Raw genomic sequence first — 17,103 nt, 5'->3', positions numbered from 1 at the left:
GCCCTGAGTGTCAGTACTGTCATAGTTTCTTCAATGCTTCGGCAATCGGCGTATCTCCTTCTGTCAGATCAAAGGCCCGATTTTCCGTATTCTTCTCATCTAAAGAGGCAATGACCGTTTTTGCAACGTCATCACGGGAAATAAATCCCCGCTCCAGATCCTTCGCTGCTGAAACAGTTCCCGTTCCAGGCTCATTGCGAAGGCCTCCCGGACGGATAATCGTATAGGTTAAACCGCTCGCTTCCAGAATTTTATCAGCATAATGCTTGGCCACATAATAAGGCTTGAGTGCCTCATTCCAATTTTCACGGTTATGGGCTTGCAGGGCGCTGACCATAATAAACCGTTTGATTCCGGCAATGGCCGCAGCTTCAATGGCTTTTGCCGCTCCATCAAGATCCACCAGCAGCGTTTTATCATAGCCTGTGCTGCCGCCGGAACCGGCTGTGAAAATGATCGCGTCACAACCTTTTGCCGCAGCGGCGATTTCTTCCGGGCTGCCCTCCAGATTCGCAAGCACAGCTTCTGCACCGGCAGCTTCAAGAGACGCTTTCTGTTCTTCTTTTCTGACCATCGCTCTGATGGAATGATCAGGATTATCTTGGAATAAAGAGACGAGTCTTTGCCCGATTTGTCCGTTCGCTCCGATTAAAAACACTTTCATGTGAATCCCTCCTGCCTCCATTATTTCAAAAACACAACCGCTCTTTCAAACGATGTGTTTTGCCTTAGTAAATCAGATCAAGGAAATCCTCTTTCGTAATGTTCCCAAAGTAATGCTTGAGATTCACACCTTCGAGCACATCAGCGATGACGCTGCGTTCGTATTGTTTTCCGACCAGCAGGTTTTCAATTTCAGATACATCACCGACACCGAAGAAATCTCCGAAGATTTTGCAGTCCTCGATTTTGCCTTTCTTGACTTCCAGGTGCAAATCGATCGATCCAACCGGATAACGCTTCGAATGATTAAGGTTAAATTTTGGTGAGCGGCCGTAGTTCCAATCCCAATTCTGATAGCGCTCTTTCGAAATTTGATGAATGGTCTCCCAATCTTTTTCCGTCAGCTTATACTCCGGCACGTTTCCAACGTCGTTTGTGTTAAAAATATGGCGAAGCAAATGGCTGCGGAATTCTTCGGTGGTCATTTTATCATCGAGAAACTCACTGATGTTTGCCACTCGGCTTCTGATCGATTTGATGCCTTTTGATTCAATTTTATCCTTTTTCACCTTTAATGCTGATACAACATGATCAATGGCTGAATCAAACATGAGGGTGCCGTGGCTGAAAATACGGCCTTTCGTTGCAAACTGAGCGTTTCCGGATATTTTCCGGCCATCTACTACAATGTCGTTCCGGCCGCTTAATTCGGCTTCAACCCCAAGCTGATGTAACGCCTGAATCACTGGCTCAGTGAATTTTTTAAAGTTATGAAAGCTGTCCCCGTCATCCTTGGTAATAAAGCTGAAGTTCAAGTTCCCCAGATCATGGTACACAGCGCCCCCGCCTGATAAACGGCGGACGACGATAATCCCGTTTTCCTCAACATATTTTGTATTGATTTCTTCTATTGTATTTTGGTTTTTCCCAATGATAATAGACGGTTGATTCACATAAAAGAGCAAATATTGCTGTTCAGGGTCTAAATGCTTTACACAGTACTCCTCGATAGCAAGATTGATCCGCGGATCATTGATATTTTGATTGTCTATAAATAACATGGTGCTCCTCCTTTATCCTTCCCACACAAAACCTGATTTCGCAATATTCACTTCTCCGTTAAAAACGGTTTTCGCTTCTTTGCGAAGGTTGTCATGCACGCCAAAATGCGGCAAATGTGTCAGCAGCAGTTCTCCCGCTCCGGCTTCTTTTGCAATGCGCCCAGCTTCCAGGCTGTTCATATGGCCTGCACTTGTTCCGTCTTGATCGGCATAAAAATTGCATTCTGAGATCAATAAATCAGCATCTTTCGAAAACGGTATAAATGAATCCTGATAGCTGGAATCAGCAGTATAAACGACAGTGTGGCTGCCGTCAGTAATCCGCATGGCATAGCACGTCACCGGGTGAATCGTTTTTAAAAAGGTGATCGTAAACGGACCGGCAGTCAGCGGCTGATCCGGCTGATAGGCGATCCCTTTTGTATGTGTTTTATATGTAAGCTTTTGAAACTGTTCTATATCAGCATCATGTCCGTAAATCGGAAGCGTATGCTCTCCTTTGCCGAGAAACGAACCGACTTGCTTGGCAAATTGCAGCGGTCCGATATCAGCGATATGGTCATGGTGATAATGAGACAGAACGACCGCATCCAGCTTTTCCGCCGGCACATATCCGAACAGCTTAGACAATACGGCACTGCCGCAATCAACAAGCAGAGAGTAATCACCTGACTGAAACAAATAGCCTGACGTCGCTTCATTTGCGGCCGGAAAACCGCCATAGCATCCGATAACTGTAACTTTCATAATGTCCTCCTATCTTTTCAAAAAAATTGGTCCTCCTTCAATATACCCATTTTTCTTGAAAAAAGCATGTTTTAAACATTGTATCAAAACAGTTATTGATTTTTGTAATCTGTTATATTACAATGAAATCACTACAAAGGGGAAAGAGGGATTGGTTATGCTGGGGAAAATCACAGAATTTTTTAGAAACCTGCCTTCGAAAAAGTGTGCGGAATGCGGAAAAAAGATAGAAGAGCAGCATGAGTGTTATGGTAATATCTGCAATGACTGTATAAAAGTAAACGATTTGTAATGAGCGAAAATCCCGCGCCTTACGCGTGGGATTTTCTTATTTTTTCACATATCTCTTAATTTTGAAATAATAGTCAGGTTAGGTCAAAGCTCACCTGTTTTTAGATAATTCTGGTGATTATCATAATGTCATTGAATATTCTTTATTTTCGAAATATAATTTACTATAGACGAATTGATTTCTTATCTATTATAATTTGATCTAATAGTGAGATTAAATATATGTCTATTCATGATATATGTTGATACTTTGTTTTTTGGGAGGTAATCTATGAAAAGAATTAAGTTTGGATTAGCCACACAAATATTCGTTGGACTTATTCTAGGTGTCATTGTTGGCGTCATTTGGTATGGCAACCCAGCATTGCCTACTTACCTGCAGCCAATCGGGGATCTCTTTTTACGCTTAATCAAAATGATAGTGATTCCTATTGTTGTCTCCAGCTTAATCATCGGTGTAGCCGGTGCAGGAAATGGAAAGCAAGTCGGTAAATTAGGCTTCAGAACGATTCTGTACTTCGAGATCATCACGACTTTTGCCATTATTCTCGGACTAGCCCTTGCAAACATCTTCCATCCGGGTACAGGAGTTAATATACACGAAGCTCAAAAATCGGACATCAGTCAATATGTTGAAACTGAAAAAGAACAAAGTAATAAATCAGTGGCGGAAACGTTCCTCCATATTGTGCCGACAAACTTCTTCCAGTCATTGGTCGAAGGGGATCTTCTAGCCATCATCTGCTTTACAGTACTATTTGCATTGGGTATTTCCGCGATCGGTGAAAGAGGCAAGCCTGTATTAGCCTTTTTTGAAGGTGTATCCCATGCCATGTTCCACGTTGTAAACCTTGTGATGAAAGTGGCGCCATTCGGCGTTTTCGCTCTTATCGGAGTGACTGTGTCTAAATTCGGACTCGGTTCTCTTATCTCTCTCGGAAAGCTCGTCGGATTGGTTTATGTCGCGCTTGCTTTCTTCTTAATTGTTATTTTCGGGATTGTCGCAAAAATTGCCGGCATCAGCATCTTCAAGTTCCTTGCTTACATGAAGGACGAAATCTTACTGGCGTTCAGTACGTCCAGCTCTGAAACGGTTCTTCCGCGTATCATGGAAAAAATGGAGAAAATCGGATGTCCAAAAGGCATTGTTTCATTTGTCATTCCGATCGGTTACACGTTTAACTTAGACGGTTCCGTTCTCTATCAATCTATTGCCGCACTCTTTTTAGCACAGGTATATGGCATTGATTTGACGATTTGGCACCAAATTACGCTTGTGCTCGTCTTAATGGTGACATCCAAAGGGATGGCTGCCGTACCTGGTACTTCTTTTGTTGTCTTGCTTGCAACGCTTGGCACCATCGGCGTTCCGGCTGAAGGACTTGCCTTTATTGCCGGCGTAGACCGCATCATGGATATGGCACGTACAGTTGTCAACCTGACTGGTAACGCGCTTGCTGCCGTTGTGATGTCTAAATGGGAAGGCATGTTTAATCCTGCGAAAGCAGAAACTGTTATGTCCCAATCGAAAACAGAACAAAACGCAACCATTTCTGGTTAATGAAAAGCCTGCGGGGTTCTTGCCCCGCAGGCTTTTTTAATCTTTAACAAGCACAAACAACTCTGTAATCAAAACAGTATCCTCATTCAGCTCCAGTTCACCGCTTTTGATCAGTTCCGCCCATGCCATCCGATGATCCTCTTGAAACTCCTCAATTCGGTCTCCATTGCCCTCTCCTTTGACTAACCTCATATCAGGCGCACCAAAGGTGGTTTCAAAGACATCTGTTACTTTTATATTGCATCTTGGATTGTCATGTTTATCATAAACGGTAACAAGCTGACCCGCTGTTTGATAAACGTCCCTCAATTCATCTTTTGAATACAATGATTTCGGCGCGCACGTGGCGCTTTTTTCTCCGGCAAGGATCTGCTGAATCAGCTGTTCTCCCAACCCGTCATCACCTTCCCAACCGAATGTGCTTTTCAGCTTATAAATCTTCATTGGTCCTCCCCCTTATACCATTGGTGACTGTACATAGTAATACAGAAGCTTAGCGGTATGGCGAAGAGATGATTTATGGGTGCGTTCAAATGCATGGGAAGCGTCAATTCCCGGCCCTATGAGGCCATGCACAATATCATGCCCGGATTTGATCGCTGCTGACGCATCAGACCCGTAGTACGGATATATATCAAGCTTATAGTCAATATGATGCTTCTCGGCTAATTGAACTAAATGCTTTCTGAGCTGATAATGATACGGCCCGCTCGCATCCTTCACACAGATTGATACTGAATATTCATCCGTCGCCTGCCCGTCACCGATAGCGCCCATATCAACCGCCAAATATTCAACTGTTTCAGGAGGAATATTCGAATTCCCGCCGTAACCGATTTCTTCATTATTGGAAATAAGAAAATGGGTTGTATACGGCAGCTCAATGTCTTCTGTTTGAATTTCATGAATTAAGCGGAGCAATAAGGCGACGCTTGCTTTGTCATCCAAATGGCGCGATTTAATAAATCCGCTTGATGTGATCTCGACACGTGGATCAAACGACACAAAGTCTCCGACGCCAATGCCAAGCTCCTCCGTATCTTTCCGGCAGTGAACAGGTTCATCTAGGCGGATCTCCATATTCTCTTGATTCCGCTCAGCCTTTCCCGCGTCTTTGTATACGTGCACAGACGTTTGATGCATTAAGATTGTGCCTGTGTACATTTTTCCCGAGGCGGTTTCAATTTGGCAATACTCCCCCTCAATCGAGTTGTAGCGGAACCCGCCGATTAAGTCGATTTTCAGCCGGCCGTCCGCTTTAATTTCCTTCACCATAGCGCCGAGGGTGTCAACGTGCGCTGTCAGCATGCGATGCCGGGATGTGTCGCGTCCTGGAAGCGTTGCAATTAAGCCGCCCTTGTGGTTCCGAACCGTTTCTACCTTCCATTCTTTTAAAAGGCTTTCAATATAATTGATCACCTCATATGTATTTCCTGTCGGGCTTGGGATCGATACAAGTTCTTTAATGAGCTCCATCGTTTTACGTACGGACGTCATAGGGCATTCCTCCTTTTATTTTCTACTTAAAATATACTCTTTTCCCGAGGGACCCGTCCAATCTTTTCCTATCAATCTCTCATATGCTGTAGAGAGCATGGGAAGAGGAGGGATTTCTATGTGCTGTCGTCATTCACATGAACAGAAATGTCGTTGTCACGATTGGTTCGATGATTTTTGGTTCTTTGACGAGTGGTTCGATAAAGATTTCCACGACCATTGCAAGAAAAAGAAAGAATGCCATGACCCTTGCGAGAAGAAGAAAAAGAAACACCATTGTTTCTCTTGTAAAAAACACAGACATTCTTGCTGTCATTGCTAAAGACTGAATCAGAAATATTCTGATGACCCATGCTTAATGAATATTTCCATTCACATTTTTCCAAGCGGGCATTGCTGCTGCTTGGACCTTTTATTGAAACACCCTTTTTGCTTTTACAATCCAATAAACTGATAAAGCCGCTATAAGAGCAACAATGATTTCAACAGCTGCAGCATGCTCTATGATTCCTCTTTGATATAAAACCGCCGGGACATTAAACAGTGCATGTAAAAGAATAGAATACAGCAAAAACAGCGGCCGGCGGTTTTTAACCGCGTACAAAACAAGCAGAGACAGACCAATCTGGACGGCAATGGCACTGATTCTTTCTATTCCGCCCAGCATCCATTCATACGAAGGAGTATGCAGCAGCTGCTCCTGTATCGGCAAAAGCGCCTGTTTGACGTCGCCATTGACCAAAAGCTGTTCAAACGTCCCGCTATTGATTGCAAATGCGTATACAATAAGTGAGATAGAGGACAAGCCTGTAATCAGGATGGCTTCAAGCCCGCCATGGCCTGCCCCGAAAGCCAGACCATCTGCCCAAGTATGATGGCGCTTCATAAAAAATCGCATCATCAAATACCTTCCGCACTCCTCAAAAATGCCGGCCATCAAGCAGCCGTAAATGCCATACCATAATGGATGCTGCATCGCTTCTTTCGTCATTTCATTCACTTGCAGTACATAAACATGAACGCCGCCTTCCAGCAGCTGAGCGAAGACAAAAAACGTGAGAGCGCCAATAAAAAACACTTTAAGCGAGGCACCATACTTTCGCTTAAACCATACAATCAGCCCGATTGGCAACAGAAACGCAATAGCCCCGGATAATGCCAAAAAGACTACTGCTTCTTGACTGACCATTTTTCAGCCTCCTTTTTCTTTTTCATAGATTCCTATCTACACTTCTCTTTTTTTGTAAAAAAACCTTCTTTTTAGTACCAGATACTAATATCTAGTGTTATAATCTGACCATAAGGAGTGATTCATATGTCAAAAGCAAAAATTACAGCTATCGGCACCTATGCGCCGAGCAGACGTTTAACCAATGCAGATTTAGAAAAGATCGTTGATACCTCTGATGAATGGATCGTTCAGCGCACAGGAATGAGAGAACGCCGGATTGCGGATGAACATCAATTTACCTCTGATTTATGCATAGAAGCGGTGAAGAATCTCAAGAGCCGTTATAAAGGAACGCTTGATGATGTCGATATGATCCTCGTTGCCACAACCACATCCGATTACGCCTTTCCGAGTACGGCATGCCGCGTACAGGAATATTTCGGCTGGGAAAGCACCGGCGCGCTGGATATTAATGCGACATGCGCCGGGCTGACATACGGCCTCCATTTGGCAAATGGATTGATCACATCTGGCCTTCATCAAAAAATTCTCGTCATCGCCGGAGAGACGTTATCAAAGGTAACCGATTATACCGATCGAACGACATGCGTACTGTTCGGCGATGCCGCGGGTGCGCTGTTAGTAGAACGAGATGAAGAGACGCCGGGATTTCTTGCGTCTGTACAAGGAACAAGCGGGAACGGCGGCGATATTTTGTATCGTGCCGGACTGCGAAATGAAATAAACGGTGTGCAGCTTGTCGGTTCCGGAAAAATGGTGCAAAACGGACGCGAGGTATATAAATGGGCCGCAAGAACCGTCCCTGGCGAATTTGAACGGCTTTTACATAAAGCAGGACTCAGCTCCGATGATCTCGATTGGTTTGTTCCTCACAGCGCCAACTTGCGCATGATCGAGTCAATTTGTGAAAAAACACCGTTCCCGATTGAAAAAACGCTCACTAGTGTTGAGCACTACGGAAACACGTCTTCGGTTTCAATTGTTTTGGCGCTCGATCTCGCAGTGAAAGCCGGGAAGCTGAAAAAAGATCAAATCGTTTTGCTTTTCGGGTTTGGCGGCGGATTAACCTATACAGGATTGCTTATTAAATGGGGGATGTAACAAAAAAAGAACTTGTTTCCAAGGAAACAAGTTCTTTTTCTTTATGAAGCCGGCTGTTCTTCTGATGTTTCTTCCTTCCGGCTTAACATTGTAAAGTAAGTAATGCTTAGTGCAATCATGACGAGGGCAATGCCGATTAAGACGCCGGCCATCTGCCACATGTAGCCAAAGTCACCGTTTGAAATGACTGCTCTGAATCCGTTAATGCTGTAGGTCATCGGCAATGCGCCGTGGATGACCTGATAGAAATTCGGAAGCAATTCCAGCGGGAAGGTTCCTCCGCTCGCTCCCAGCTGCAGCACTAAAATAATGACTGCGATAAATCGCCCCGGGTTGCCCATCGTTGTAGCCAAAAATTGAATTATCGCCAGGAAAGCGAGACTCGTAATGATCGTAAACACGTAAAATCTCCACGTGCTCTCTACCTCAAGACCAATTCCCAATAGAAGAACCGTCGCCACAATCAATGATTGAATGATTCCTACAAGCATCATGACATTGAATTTGCTGAAGAACCACTCAAAACCGTTTCTCGGACGTCCTGACGCTTCCTTCAGCGGGAAGACAACCGTCAGCATGATGCCGCCGACATACAAGCCCATTGACAGGATATAAGGTGTCAGCCCTGTTCCATAGTTAGGAACGGAATGAATGGCATCATCTTTGGTTTTAACCGGATCCGCAAACATGCCGTATGTTTGATCATCAGCATCGATATCTCCTGTTTGGTCAGCCGCATCCTTCAGCTTACTAGACAGCTCTCCTGTGCCGTCCAATAGCTTGCCTAAACCTGTATCAAGTGATGCAGATCCGTCTGCAAGTTTTGATGATCCGCTTTGGACCTGTTTAGACCCGTCTAACAGCTTAAACAATCCGCCGGATACTTGGCTGCTTCCTGTCACCAATTGCTCTGAGCCCGCTTTTGCTTTTGCGAACTGCTTATTATATTCACCGATGCCCGCTGTCAGTTTAGTTTGGCCATCTGTCAGCTTCTGAGAACCGTTGTATATCTTATCAGCTCCCTCAGTTAATCTGTCAATCGCATCTTGGATTGTTTTTGCGCCGTTATAAAGCTTAGATGTAGCTTCCGGCATGGCTTTCACCTGCGCCACCTGCGCTTTCACGTCTTCAAGAGAGCTTTTTATCGTTGCGATGTCAGGCAGCTGATCAGCTGTAGGTAGCTGGCTTAATATTTGATCAAAATCAGGCGCATCAACTTGCGGAAGCTTTTTCTCAACAGAATTAATCAGCTGGCTTTTTTGCTCCGCTGTTAAGAAGTCACTCGAATTGATGACATTTTTAAATGCCTGATCACGGTTTTTCAAACTGTTTTCAAAGTCAGTCAGCTGTTTTTTGAATTCCTTCATCGCAGTTTCTGACTTTTCCAGATTGTTTACAGCAGTTTCAAGCTTCGTTAAATCGAGCGCATTAATGATCTTTTCCGCTTTTGCCGCTTTCTCAGAACCTTCTTGGACTTTACTGTTGAGCTGATCCAACCCGTTAGTAAGATTAGGCGTACCCTTCTGCACATTTTGAAGTCCGGCAAGAAGTTCATTCATCTTGCTTGTCAGCTCGCCTGATCCTGCTGCAAGCTGACTAGATTTATCATAAATCTGGTTGCTGCTGTCCTGGAATTTACCGAGCGAGCTGTCAAGTGATTGGATGCCGCTCGTCACCTGAGCCGCTCCATCTGCAAGCTGCGCTGTTTTGTCACTGATGGTAGCGGTGCTTTCCTTCAGCTTCGCCAGATTTTCTTTCAGCTGGGCGCTTCCGTTTTTCGCATCCTTTGTGCCGTCATCAATTTTTTTCGCGCCGCTGCTCGCGTCGCTCAAACCTTTTGCGATATCTTTAAAGTTATCAAAAATAACTTTCGTATATTGCTCGGTCACTTCTTTTGAAACAGAGGCTTTCAGTTTATCAATCGCTTTTTCGCCGATCGTTGCCCCTACATAGTTAGAACCTGCATTTGTATGGTATTTCAGATCCAATTTTTTCGGATTTTTGTCTAATACAGTGCTGGCATTCTTAGAAAAATCCTCAGGAATCTCGACAACTAAATAATATTTTTGATTCAATAAGTCCTTTAACGATTGGTCGAGATCATTGGAAAAATGCCAATCAAAGTTGTTATTATCCTTTAATTCTTTGACCAGATCATCACCGATTTGAAGTTTTTCTCCTTCATACGTTGCTCCCTTGTCTTGGTTGACGACAACGACAGGCAGCTGGTCAACTGTGCCGTACGGGTCCCAATAAGCCTTTAAGAATACGCCGCTGTAAATAAGCGGGACAAACAAAATGGCGATGATGGGAATCAATAATTTTTTACTTGTTACGATGTCTTTCCACTGACTTCGTATTGTGTTCATCCTGATGCCTCCATTCTAAAACTGACTCATCATAAAAAATGGTCATTTTCTTGCAAAGAGAAAGGATTATCTAGTTCGCTGACAATCCTTTGACAACATACAATTCAAGCAGTCCCGCAATTGTCTCTTTATCAAGCGGGGGGTGTTGTTTTTCCCAGTCAAAAATGAGCGCGATATAAAGCTTCAGCATCACAAAGGCTGTCAGCTCAGGGTCGCACGGCTTGATTGCGCCGCTTTTGATCCCGTCTTCAATCTTGCTTTTGATATAAGACAGGATGGATCGCTCCATTTTCTGGATCACTTCCTGAACTGCCATTGTACCAATCTCGGCATTCTCTTGGAAAATTTTAATCGTCAGCTGATGTGTTTTCCTGAACTCCAGAATGGCAAACAGCGCTCTGTGCACATTTTCATGGAACGGAAGGCTCGGCTCCATCGCTTCATCCGCTTTTTGCTTCATTTCCTTTAATAAAGTAGTGAAAATCTCGTCAAACAGCTCTTCTTTGTTTTTGAAAAAAGTATAAATGGTTCCCTTCCCCACGTTCGCAAGTTTTGCGACAAGATCCATTGTCGTCGCTTTATACCCGAACTGCGTGAAAGACTTTGTAGCCGCCTCCAAAATGAGCTTTTTTCGATCTATTGACATTGTATTCACCTCGAAACTGACCGTTTGAACATTTTAGTCATTAAGTACATATGCAAATGTATCATAACCTGCTGTTCAATTCAATCATTTTTTACACAATATTGCCATTGCACATCAAAAAAACCTCCGCGATAAAGCGGAGGTTTTAGCTGAATAAATAGGTAAGCGCGTCAGACACGGCAGCTTTTCCTTGATCAATGCAGTCGGGAATGCCGACACCTTCGAAAGAAGCGCCTGTCATATAAACACCCGGATACGCAGATGCAAGTGCTTCACGCAGCTCCTTGATACGCTGCTTATGGCCGACATGGTACTGCGGCATGCTTTCATGCCATCGGGTTACACATGTCATTTCCGGCTCGCCGTTTATGTTCATGACTTTCTTTAAGTCTTCTAACACAATGTTGATAATGTCATTATCTGATAGATCGACAATGGATTCGTCTCCGGCTTTTCCGACATATGCCCGAAGCAGCGTTTTGCCTTCCGGCGCTGCGTGCGGCCATTTTTTATTCGTCCACGTACAGGCTGTGATCGCAAAGTCACTGTTTCTTGAAATGACAAAACCCGTGCCCTCATGCTCCATTTGGACGGAGCCTTCAGGGAAACCTAAAGCGACGTTTGCCACGGATGTGGAGTGCATATTTTTCAAATGAGAAATGGCAGGAAGCTCAGAAAGCATTCCCGCAGCCGCTTTATGCGGAGCAGTCACAATTACTGAATCAGCATCAAGTGTGACGCCGTTATCCAGTTCGAGCGAATAGCAAGAGCCGCTATGGCTAAGTTTGGTCACTTTTGTGCCTTTATACACCTTCGTCAGCTTTAACTGCTTTTCGATCTCTTCTACAAGGGTCTGCAAACCGGTTGACAGAGTTTGGAACTGCCCTTGTTTTTTTGCCGTCAGCTGCTGGCCTGAGCCTTGAGGCCTTGTTTTTTTCATGCCGAGAATCAGGCTTCTATGCTTTTGTTCCGTCTGATAAAATTGCGGAAATGTCGACATCAGGCTGAGCTTGTCAATGTCGCCTGCGTAGATCCCTGATAGTAGCGGCTCGATTAAGTTCTCGACCACTTCATCTCCGACACGTCTGCGGAAGAATTCTCCCAATGACTGATCATCCTTTGTTTTGCTTGCAGGCAGGATGAAATCCATAGCAGCTCTCGCCTTCCCGGACAAGGAAAACAGACCCGTAGAAACAAACGGCGCAATTTTTGTCGGTATCCCCATTACAGCGCCCTTCGGCATTGGATGCAGGGTGCGGTTTACAAGCACATAGGATTGCCCGGTCGCATTGTTGACAAGCAAATGCTCAAGACCTAAGTCTTTAACAAGCTGCGGGGCGCTTTTCTTTCGTTCCAGAAATGAGTCTGGCCCTCTTTCGATGATATAGCCGTCTTTCTTGACAGTCTGGATTTTCCCGCCGACTCTCGGACTTGCCTCAACAAGTGTCAGCTCAAGCGGCAGATTCTTTTCTTTGATTTCTTTTTCCATATAGAAGGCGGCGGCTAAACCGGTAATGCCGCCGCCGATGATGACTACATGTTTTTTGCCGTCACTCATGTTCATCGCCTTCTTTAACGTCCTAATTTTTTTAATACGACTGTTGCCAAAGCATCAATAAATTCAGGCTTGGCATTTGGCATTTCCGGCCGGTAATAGCTTGCGCCGATATCGTCAGTAACCACTTTGCATTCATAATCATTATCATAAAGCACTTCTAAGTGATCCGCGACAAACCCAACAGGAACATATACAAATGCTTGATAGCCTTTTTGTTCGAATAAATCACGTGTTAAATCCTGAACATCGGGTCCGAGCCAAGGATCAGGCGTGTTCCCTTCACTTTGCCAGCCGACAGCATATTCGGAAACGCCTGCGCCTTCAGCAATTAATTTCGCCGATTCATGAAGCTGGTCCGGGTACGGGTCTCCAAATTCTTTGATTTTTTCCGGCAGGCTGTGTGCGGATACGATGAGCATTGCGTTTTCTCTTTCATCCTCAGGCATTGACGCATATGTTTCCTTCACTCGGTCAACCCAATATGTCACGAACTTCGGTTCATCGTACCAGCTTTCAACTGACGTAATCGTTAAGCCGCCGAGTTTTTCAGCCTCTTCTTTGGCGCGTTTGTTGTAGGACTGAACGCTGAACGTGGAGAAATGCGGCGCCAGCACGATGCTGACTGCTTCTGTAATGCCATCCTTATGCATCTCTGCTACGGCGTCTTCAATAAACGGCTCGATATGCTTCAGTCCGATATACGCTTTAAACGTAATCTCATCCTGAATTTCATTCAAGTGCTGTTCCAGATTATGCGCCTGCTGTTCTGTGATTTGGGCAAGCGGTGAAATGCCGCCAATCGCTTCGTATCTGTCTTTCAAATCTTGAAGCATTTCAGGTTCAGGCTTTCTGCCTCTTCTGATATGTGTATAATAACGTTCAATATCTTCTTCCTTATAAGGCGTGCCGTACGCCATCACGAGAAGCCCCATTTTCTTTCTACTCACTGTTTACACCCTCTTTAATGATCTGATACAAACATTTTGACAGGATATCATTAAGATACCAAAAGATATGCTTAGGAATATTGACCCATTTTTTTGTTTTGTGAATATTCATGGACAAATGCTGTCAGTTTTTTCAAAACCTCGGGACTGACATCAGGAAATACCCCATGGCCAAGATTGAAAATGAAGCCGTCTGACTCCATACCCTGATCAAGTATTTCCTTCGTTTTCTGCTCAATGACTTCCCATGGCGCAAGCAAAATGGACGGGTCCAGGTTGCCCTGCACTGTTTTAGTAATTCCTTTTGATCTGGCTTCATCAATGCCGAGTCTCCAGTCAAGCCCGACAACATCGAGAGGAAGGTCATGCCAATCACCTGCAAGATGGCTTGCGCCAACGCCAAACATGATCAGCGGCACATTCTCCTTTGCGAGCTCTGAAAAGATCCGGTTCATCACGGGTTTGATGTATGTTCTGTAATCTGCCTGATTCAATGCGCCGACCCACGAATCAAAGATTTGAATCGCTTTTGCGCCTGCCTCAATCTGCGCTTTCACGTACACGATGATCATGTCGGCAAGCTTGGACATCAGCAGATTCCATGCATCTGGCATGCTGTACATGAAGGCTTTTGTTTTATTGTAGTTTTTCGACGGGCCGCCTTCGATCATATAGCTTGCAAGCGTAAAAGGCGCACCTGAGAAACCGATGAGCGGGACGTTCAGCTGCTCATTGACAAGCAGTTTAATCGTCTCAAGCACGTACGGCACGTCCTGTTCCGGATCAATCTGGCCGAGTTTTTCAATGTCCGCCAGAGACCGGATTGGCTGATCAATCACAGGACCGATCCCGTTTTTGATTTCAACATCCACACCGATTGACGGCAGCGGCGTCATGATATCTTTATAAAGGATTGCAGCATCGACTCCGTATTGCTCAACCGGCAGTCTTGTGACATACGCACAAAGTTCGGGCTGATGTGTGATCTCAAACAATCCGTACTTTTCCTTCAGCTTGCGGTATTCCGGCTGTGAGCGCCCTGCTTGCCTCATATACCACACAGGCGTGTGATCCGCTTTTTCTCCCCGCGCAGCTTTTAAAAACGTCTCGTTAAACGTTTCTCGTTTACTCATCTGATTTCCACCTTTCATACGGCAACCATACGTTCGTATTTCTTGACTTATTACACTATACCTTGTTTTAGGCAAATGGTATAGAAATGTAGCTCAAAGTTCAAAAAATCGCCGAATTCCATTAAGAGGAAAACAATTTTGGCTGAACGTAATCGGTTCCTTCCCCTTCTCTTTTTGTCTGTGTATTATAAGGCACAATTTTATAAGACGCGCCCGAAAATAAGTTGGCATAAGGAATTTCATAGCTTCCCTTCCCTTCAACCGAATCAAGAAGCGTCTCCTCGCCGTCCTTGTTTACATAAATTCTGTATACGGCCCGATCATCCTCTTGAGCGTCCCACTTTAATTCAATAGTAAAGAGCCCCGCTGCTTTAAATGTGTAATCGGCTGTGAGTGTTTTGACCGGCTTCAGCTCAATCGGGCTTTCCAGTTCTTTAACGTTTTTAGGCTTTGTGAACACATGACCGGTTTCTCCTGCCTGTGTCAAAATATCCTTAAACAGCCGCGTCGGGTATGAGCTCCCGGCTTTCAAATAATGGTTTTGATCCGTTTTGTCATAGCCCATCCAGACTGCCCCGGTTATTTTCGGCGTATAGCCTGCAAACCAGGCGTCCTTTGTCGCGCCGGAGACGCCTGTATAAGATGTTGAACCTGTTTTTCCCGCCAGGTCGCCGTGATAGGTGCCGGACGTGGCCGTTCCCTTTTTGACTACCTGCTGCAGCATTCTCGTCATATTCCAAGACGTCTGCTTGCTGAATACCCGCTTTCCTTCTTCTTTATGATCGGCTATTGTTTCTCCGTCTTCATCTATTATGCTCGAGATAAAGAAGGGTTCAGTATACGTTCCATTCGCGGCAAATGTATGAAACGCGCCGGCAAGCTGGAGCGGTGAAACGCCTTTTTCCAAGCCGCCTAGAGCAAGAGCAAGGCCTTCATCAGGGATATCAATGCCGTTTGCTTTCAAATAAGATTTCCCTGTTTCGACGCCGATCTCATTCAGCGTCCAGACAGCCGGCGCGTTTTTGCTGTACGTAATGGCGTCAGACATAGTGACTTCGCCCTCATACCGGCTGTCGTAGTTTTTCGGCGTATAATCTCCGTAGGACTGCAACTCATCCTTCAATAGAGAATATGGCTTAAATTTCTTTTCCTGCATCGCCGGTCCGTATACAGCAAGCGGCTTAAATGTGGAACCCGGCTGGCGGACAGCTGTGACACGGTTATATCCTTTGGATGTGTAATCCCTTCCGCCGATGGCCGCTTCTACACCGCCTGTCTTGTTATTAATAAAGACCGCGCTTCCCTCGGCATTCTGATCTGTTCCGGGATAATAGCTTCCCTCTTTCATCACCTGGTAAGCCGTCTTCTGCAGCTTCGAATCGAGCGGCACCTTGATCGTGTATCCGCCTTGAAGAAGCTGCTCTCCGGAAATGGAATACTTGTCTTCCGCCTCTTTGATCACAAGGTCAATGTAGCTGTCAAACCAAGGTGTTTCCGACTGTTTCTTCACATGCAGTCCAAGCGTCCGGCCCTGTGCGGTGACAGCCTCTTTCGCACTGATATAGCCTTGGTCATTCATCATACCTAGAATTGTATCACGCCGCTCCTTATTTTTATCAGGGTGCAAAATTGGAGAGTACGTAGAAGGCGCCTTCGGAATAGCGGCCAAAACAGCGCCTTCAGATACAGTCAAATCTTTTACTTCTTTATTAAAATAATAGTGGGACGCCGCTTGTATGCCGTAAACCCCGTGTCCGAAGTAAAGCTGGTTTAAATACATTTCAAGCAGCTTGTCCTTGCTGTAATCCCGTTCAAGATTAATCGCAATGATCACTTCTTTTGTTTTTCTTAGAAATGTTTTGTCATGTGTCAGAAAAATATTTTTGGCAAGCTGCTGGGTGATCGTGCTTCCGCCTTCCACCTTTCCGCCTGCTAATATATCGCGGTACACTGCCCTTCCGACGGATTTTGCATCAATGCCGTGATGCTCATAGAACCTTTTATCCTCAACAGCGATAAACGCTTCTCTGACCTGCTTAGGAATCTCATTGATCGAGACCGGCTCGCGATTTTCTGTATACAGGCTTGCAACCTCATCTCCGTTTTGATCAACAATTTTTGAAGAAGCATGAAGAATAAGCTTTTTTTCATCTATGACATAATGGCCGAGAAAAATAATTGAAATATATCCTATTAAAGCGAGAAAAGCAGTTAACACTAAAATAATGATAGGTATAAAAAGTTTCTTTTTCTTTATCTTAAACATGAACTCACCTCGCCTTTCTAAAGGTAGTATGGGAAAAATTGTTTGGAATTATGTTCGAAGCACTCGCCAAT

The 17,103-nt window shown here is 44.8% G+C and carries 15 protein-coding genes; 3 read left to right on the top strand and 12 right to left on the bottom strand.

The window, feature by feature from the left end:
• Nucleotides 1-19: 19 nt before the first annotated feature.
• The 3 genes from yhfK to yhfI form a co-directional block, all read right to left on the bottom strand.
• A complete protein-coding gene (gene yhfK, locus BSU_10260) occupies nucleotides 20-664 on the bottom strand; it encodes a putative NAD-binding epimerase / hydratase (RefSeq protein NP_388907.1) in 645 nt (214 codons plus the stop codon).
• A gap of 64 nt (nucleotides 665-728) precedes the next feature.
• Nucleotides 729-1,724: a lipoate-protein ligase gene (gene lplJ / locus BSU_10250; RefSeq protein NP_388906.1), complete on the bottom strand. Its 996-nt coding sequence runs from the start codon at nucleotides 1,722-1,724 to the stop codon at nucleotides 729-731.
• Between the two features lie 12 nt (nucleotides 1,725-1,736).
• A complete protein-coding gene (yhfI, locus tag BSU_10240) occupies nucleotides 1,737-2,471 on the bottom strand; it encodes a putative metal-dependent hydrolase (RefSeq protein ID NP_388905.1) in 735 nt (244 codons plus the stop codon).
• A 151-nt stretch (nucleotides 2,472-2,622) separates the two neighbouring features.
• Here yhfI and yhfH point away from each other — a divergent pair, with 151 nt between their 5' ends.
• The gene (yhfH, locus tag BSU_10230; RefSeq protein ID NP_388904.1) at nucleotides 2,623-2,763 is read left to right on the top strand and encodes a hypothetical protein; all 141 of its coding nucleotides are present in this window, start codon (nucleotides 2,623-2,625) and stop codon (nucleotides 2,761-2,763) included.
• Nucleotides 2,764-3,033: 270 nt separating this feature from the next.
• Entirely contained in the window at nucleotides 3,034-4,323 is a 1,290-nt protein-coding gene (gene gltT / locus BSU_10220; RefSeq protein NP_388903.1) for a proton/sodium-glutamate (aspartate) symport permease, read from the top strand.
• Nucleotides 4,324-4,359: 36 nt separating this feature from the next.
• Here the strand turns inward: gltT and yhfF are convergent, their stop codons facing one another.
• The 3 genes from yhfF to yhfC form a co-directional block, all read right to left on the bottom strand.
• Complete coding sequence (gene yhfF / locus BSU_10210) at nucleotides 4,360-4,767, bottom strand: putative RNA-binding PUA-containing enzyme (RefSeq protein NP_388902.1); 408 nt, start codon at nucleotides 4,765-4,767, stop codon at nucleotides 4,360-4,362.
• A gap of 12 nt (nucleotides 4,768-4,779) precedes the next feature.
• Nucleotides 4,780-5,820: a putative aminopeptidase gene (gene yhfE, locus BSU_10200; RefSeq protein NP_388901.1), complete on the bottom strand. Its 1,041-nt coding sequence runs from the start codon at nucleotides 5,818-5,820 to the stop codon at nucleotides 4,780-4,782.
• A 412-nt stretch (nucleotides 5,821-6,232) separates the two neighbouring features.
• Nucleotides 6,233-7,009 (bottom strand): putative integral membrane protein, encoded by a 777-nt coding sequence (gene yhfC / locus BSU_10180; protein ID NP_388899.1) that lies wholly within the window; start codon nucleotides 7,007-7,009, stop codon nucleotides 6,233-6,235.
• A 126-nt stretch (nucleotides 7,010-7,135) separates the two neighbouring features.
• Between yhfC and fabHB the strand changes: the two genes are divergently transcribed.
• Nucleotides 7,136-8,113 (top strand): beta-ketoacyl-acyl carrier protein synthase III 2, encoded by a 978-nt coding sequence (fabHB, locus tag BSU_10170; RefSeq protein ID NP_388898.1) that lies wholly within the window; start codon nucleotides 7,136-7,138, stop codon nucleotides 8,111-8,113.
• A 41-nt stretch (nucleotides 8,114-8,154) separates the two neighbouring features.
• On the opposite strand, the gene yhgE is transcribed toward fabHB, so the two are convergent.
• The 6 genes from yhgE to pbpF form a co-directional block, all read right to left on the bottom strand.
• On the bottom strand, nucleotides 8,155-10,482 hold the full coding sequence (yhgE, locus tag BSU_10160; RefSeq protein ID NP_388897.1) for a putative methyl-accepting protein: 2,328 nt from the start codon (nucleotides 10,480-10,482) through the stop codon (nucleotides 8,155-8,157).
• 70 nt (nucleotides 10,483-10,552) lie between these two features.
• Nucleotides 10,553-11,128 (bottom strand): transcriptional regulator of unknown target, encoded by a 576-nt coding sequence (gene yhgD, locus BSU_10150; protein ID NP_388896.1) that lies wholly within the window; start codon nucleotides 11,126-11,128, stop codon nucleotides 10,553-10,555.
• Between the two features lie 145 nt (nucleotides 11,129-11,273).
• Nucleotides 11,274-12,686 carry a promiscuous protoporphyrinogen IX and coproporphyrinogen III oxidase gene (hemY, locus tag BSU_10140; protein ID NP_388895.1) on the bottom strand — a complete coding sequence of 471 codons (1,413 nt, stop codon included), beginning with the start codon at nucleotides 12,684-12,686 and terminating at the stop codon, nucleotides 11,274-11,276.
• 14 nt (nucleotides 12,687-12,700) lie between these two features.
• On the bottom strand, nucleotides 12,701-13,633 hold the full coding sequence (gene hemH / locus BSU_10130; protein NP_388894.1) for a ferrochelatase: 933 nt from the start codon (nucleotides 13,631-13,633) through the stop codon (nucleotides 12,701-12,703).
• A 71-nt stretch (nucleotides 13,634-13,704) separates the two neighbouring features.
• Nucleotides 13,705-14,766: a uroporphyrinogen III decarboxylase gene (gene hemE, locus BSU_10120; protein NP_388893.1), complete on the bottom strand. Its 1,062-nt coding sequence runs from the start codon at nucleotides 14,764-14,766 to the stop codon at nucleotides 13,705-13,707.
• 121 nt (nucleotides 14,767-14,887) lie between these two features.
• On the bottom strand, nucleotides 14,888-17,032 hold the full coding sequence (gene pbpF / locus BSU_10110) for a penicillin-binding protein 2C (1F class) required for spore germination (protein NP_388892.2): 2,145 nt from the start codon (nucleotides 17,030-17,032) through the stop codon (nucleotides 14,888-14,890).
• Nucleotides 17,033-17,103 lie beyond the last annotated feature (71 nt).

It is taken from the genome of Bacillus subtilis subsp. subtilis str. 168 (genome assembly GCF_000009045.1).
Taxonomy (GTDB): domain Bacteria; phylum Bacillota; class Bacilli; order Bacillales; family Bacillaceae; genus Bacillus; species Bacillus subtilis.
The sequence above is the reverse complement of the archived record's forward strand: the minus strand, read 5'-3'. Positions and strand labels throughout refer to the sequence as shown.

Bases quoted from the DNA above. Each gene is read 5' to 3' on its own strand.
- yhfK (NP_388907.1), bottom strand. From the start codon at position 664: ATGAAAGTGTTTTTAATCGGAGCGAACGGACAAATCGGGCAAAGACTC.
- lplJ (NP_388906.1), bottom strand. From the start codon at position 1,724: ATGTTATTTATAGACAATCAAAATATCAATGATCCGCGGATCAATCTT.
- yhfI (NP_388905.1), bottom strand. From the start codon at position 2,471: ATGAAAGTTACAGTTATCGGATGCTATGGCGGTTTTCCGGCCGCAAAT.
- gltT (NP_388903.1), top strand. From the start codon at position 3,034: ATGAAAAGAATTAAGTTTGGATTAGCCACACAAATATTCGTTGGACTT.
- yhfF (NP_388902.1), bottom strand. From the start codon at position 4,767: ATGAAGATTTATAAGCTGAAAAGCACATTCGGTTGGGAAGGTGATGAC.
- yhfE (NP_388901.1), bottom strand. From the start codon at position 5,820: ATGACGTCCGTACGTAAAACGATGGAGCTCATTAAAGAACTTGTATCG.
- yhfC (NP_388899.1), bottom strand. From the start codon at position 7,009: ATGGTCAGTCAAGAAGCAGTAGTCTTTTTGGCATTATCCGGGGCTATT.
- fabHB (NP_388898.1), top strand. From the start codon at position 7,136: ATGTCAAAAGCAAAAATTACAGCTATCGGCACCTATGCGCCGAGCAGA.
- yhgE (NP_388897.1), bottom strand. From the start codon at position 10,482: ATGAACACAATACGAAGTCAGTGGAAAGACATCGTAACAAGTAAAAAA.
- yhgD (NP_388896.1), bottom strand. From the start codon at position 11,128: ATGTCAATAGATCGAAAAAAGCTCATTTTGGAGGCGGCTACAAAGTCT.
- hemY (NP_388895.1), bottom strand. From the start codon at position 12,686: ATGAGTGACGGCAAAAAACATGTAGTCATCATCGGCGGCGGCATTACC.
- hemE (NP_388893.1), bottom strand. From the start codon at position 14,766: ATGAGTAAACGAGAAACGTTTAACGAGACGTTTTTAAAAGCTGCGCGG.
- pbpF (NP_388892.2), bottom strand. From the start codon at position 17,032: ATGTTTAAGATAAAGAAAAAGAAACTTTTTATACCTATCATTATTTTA.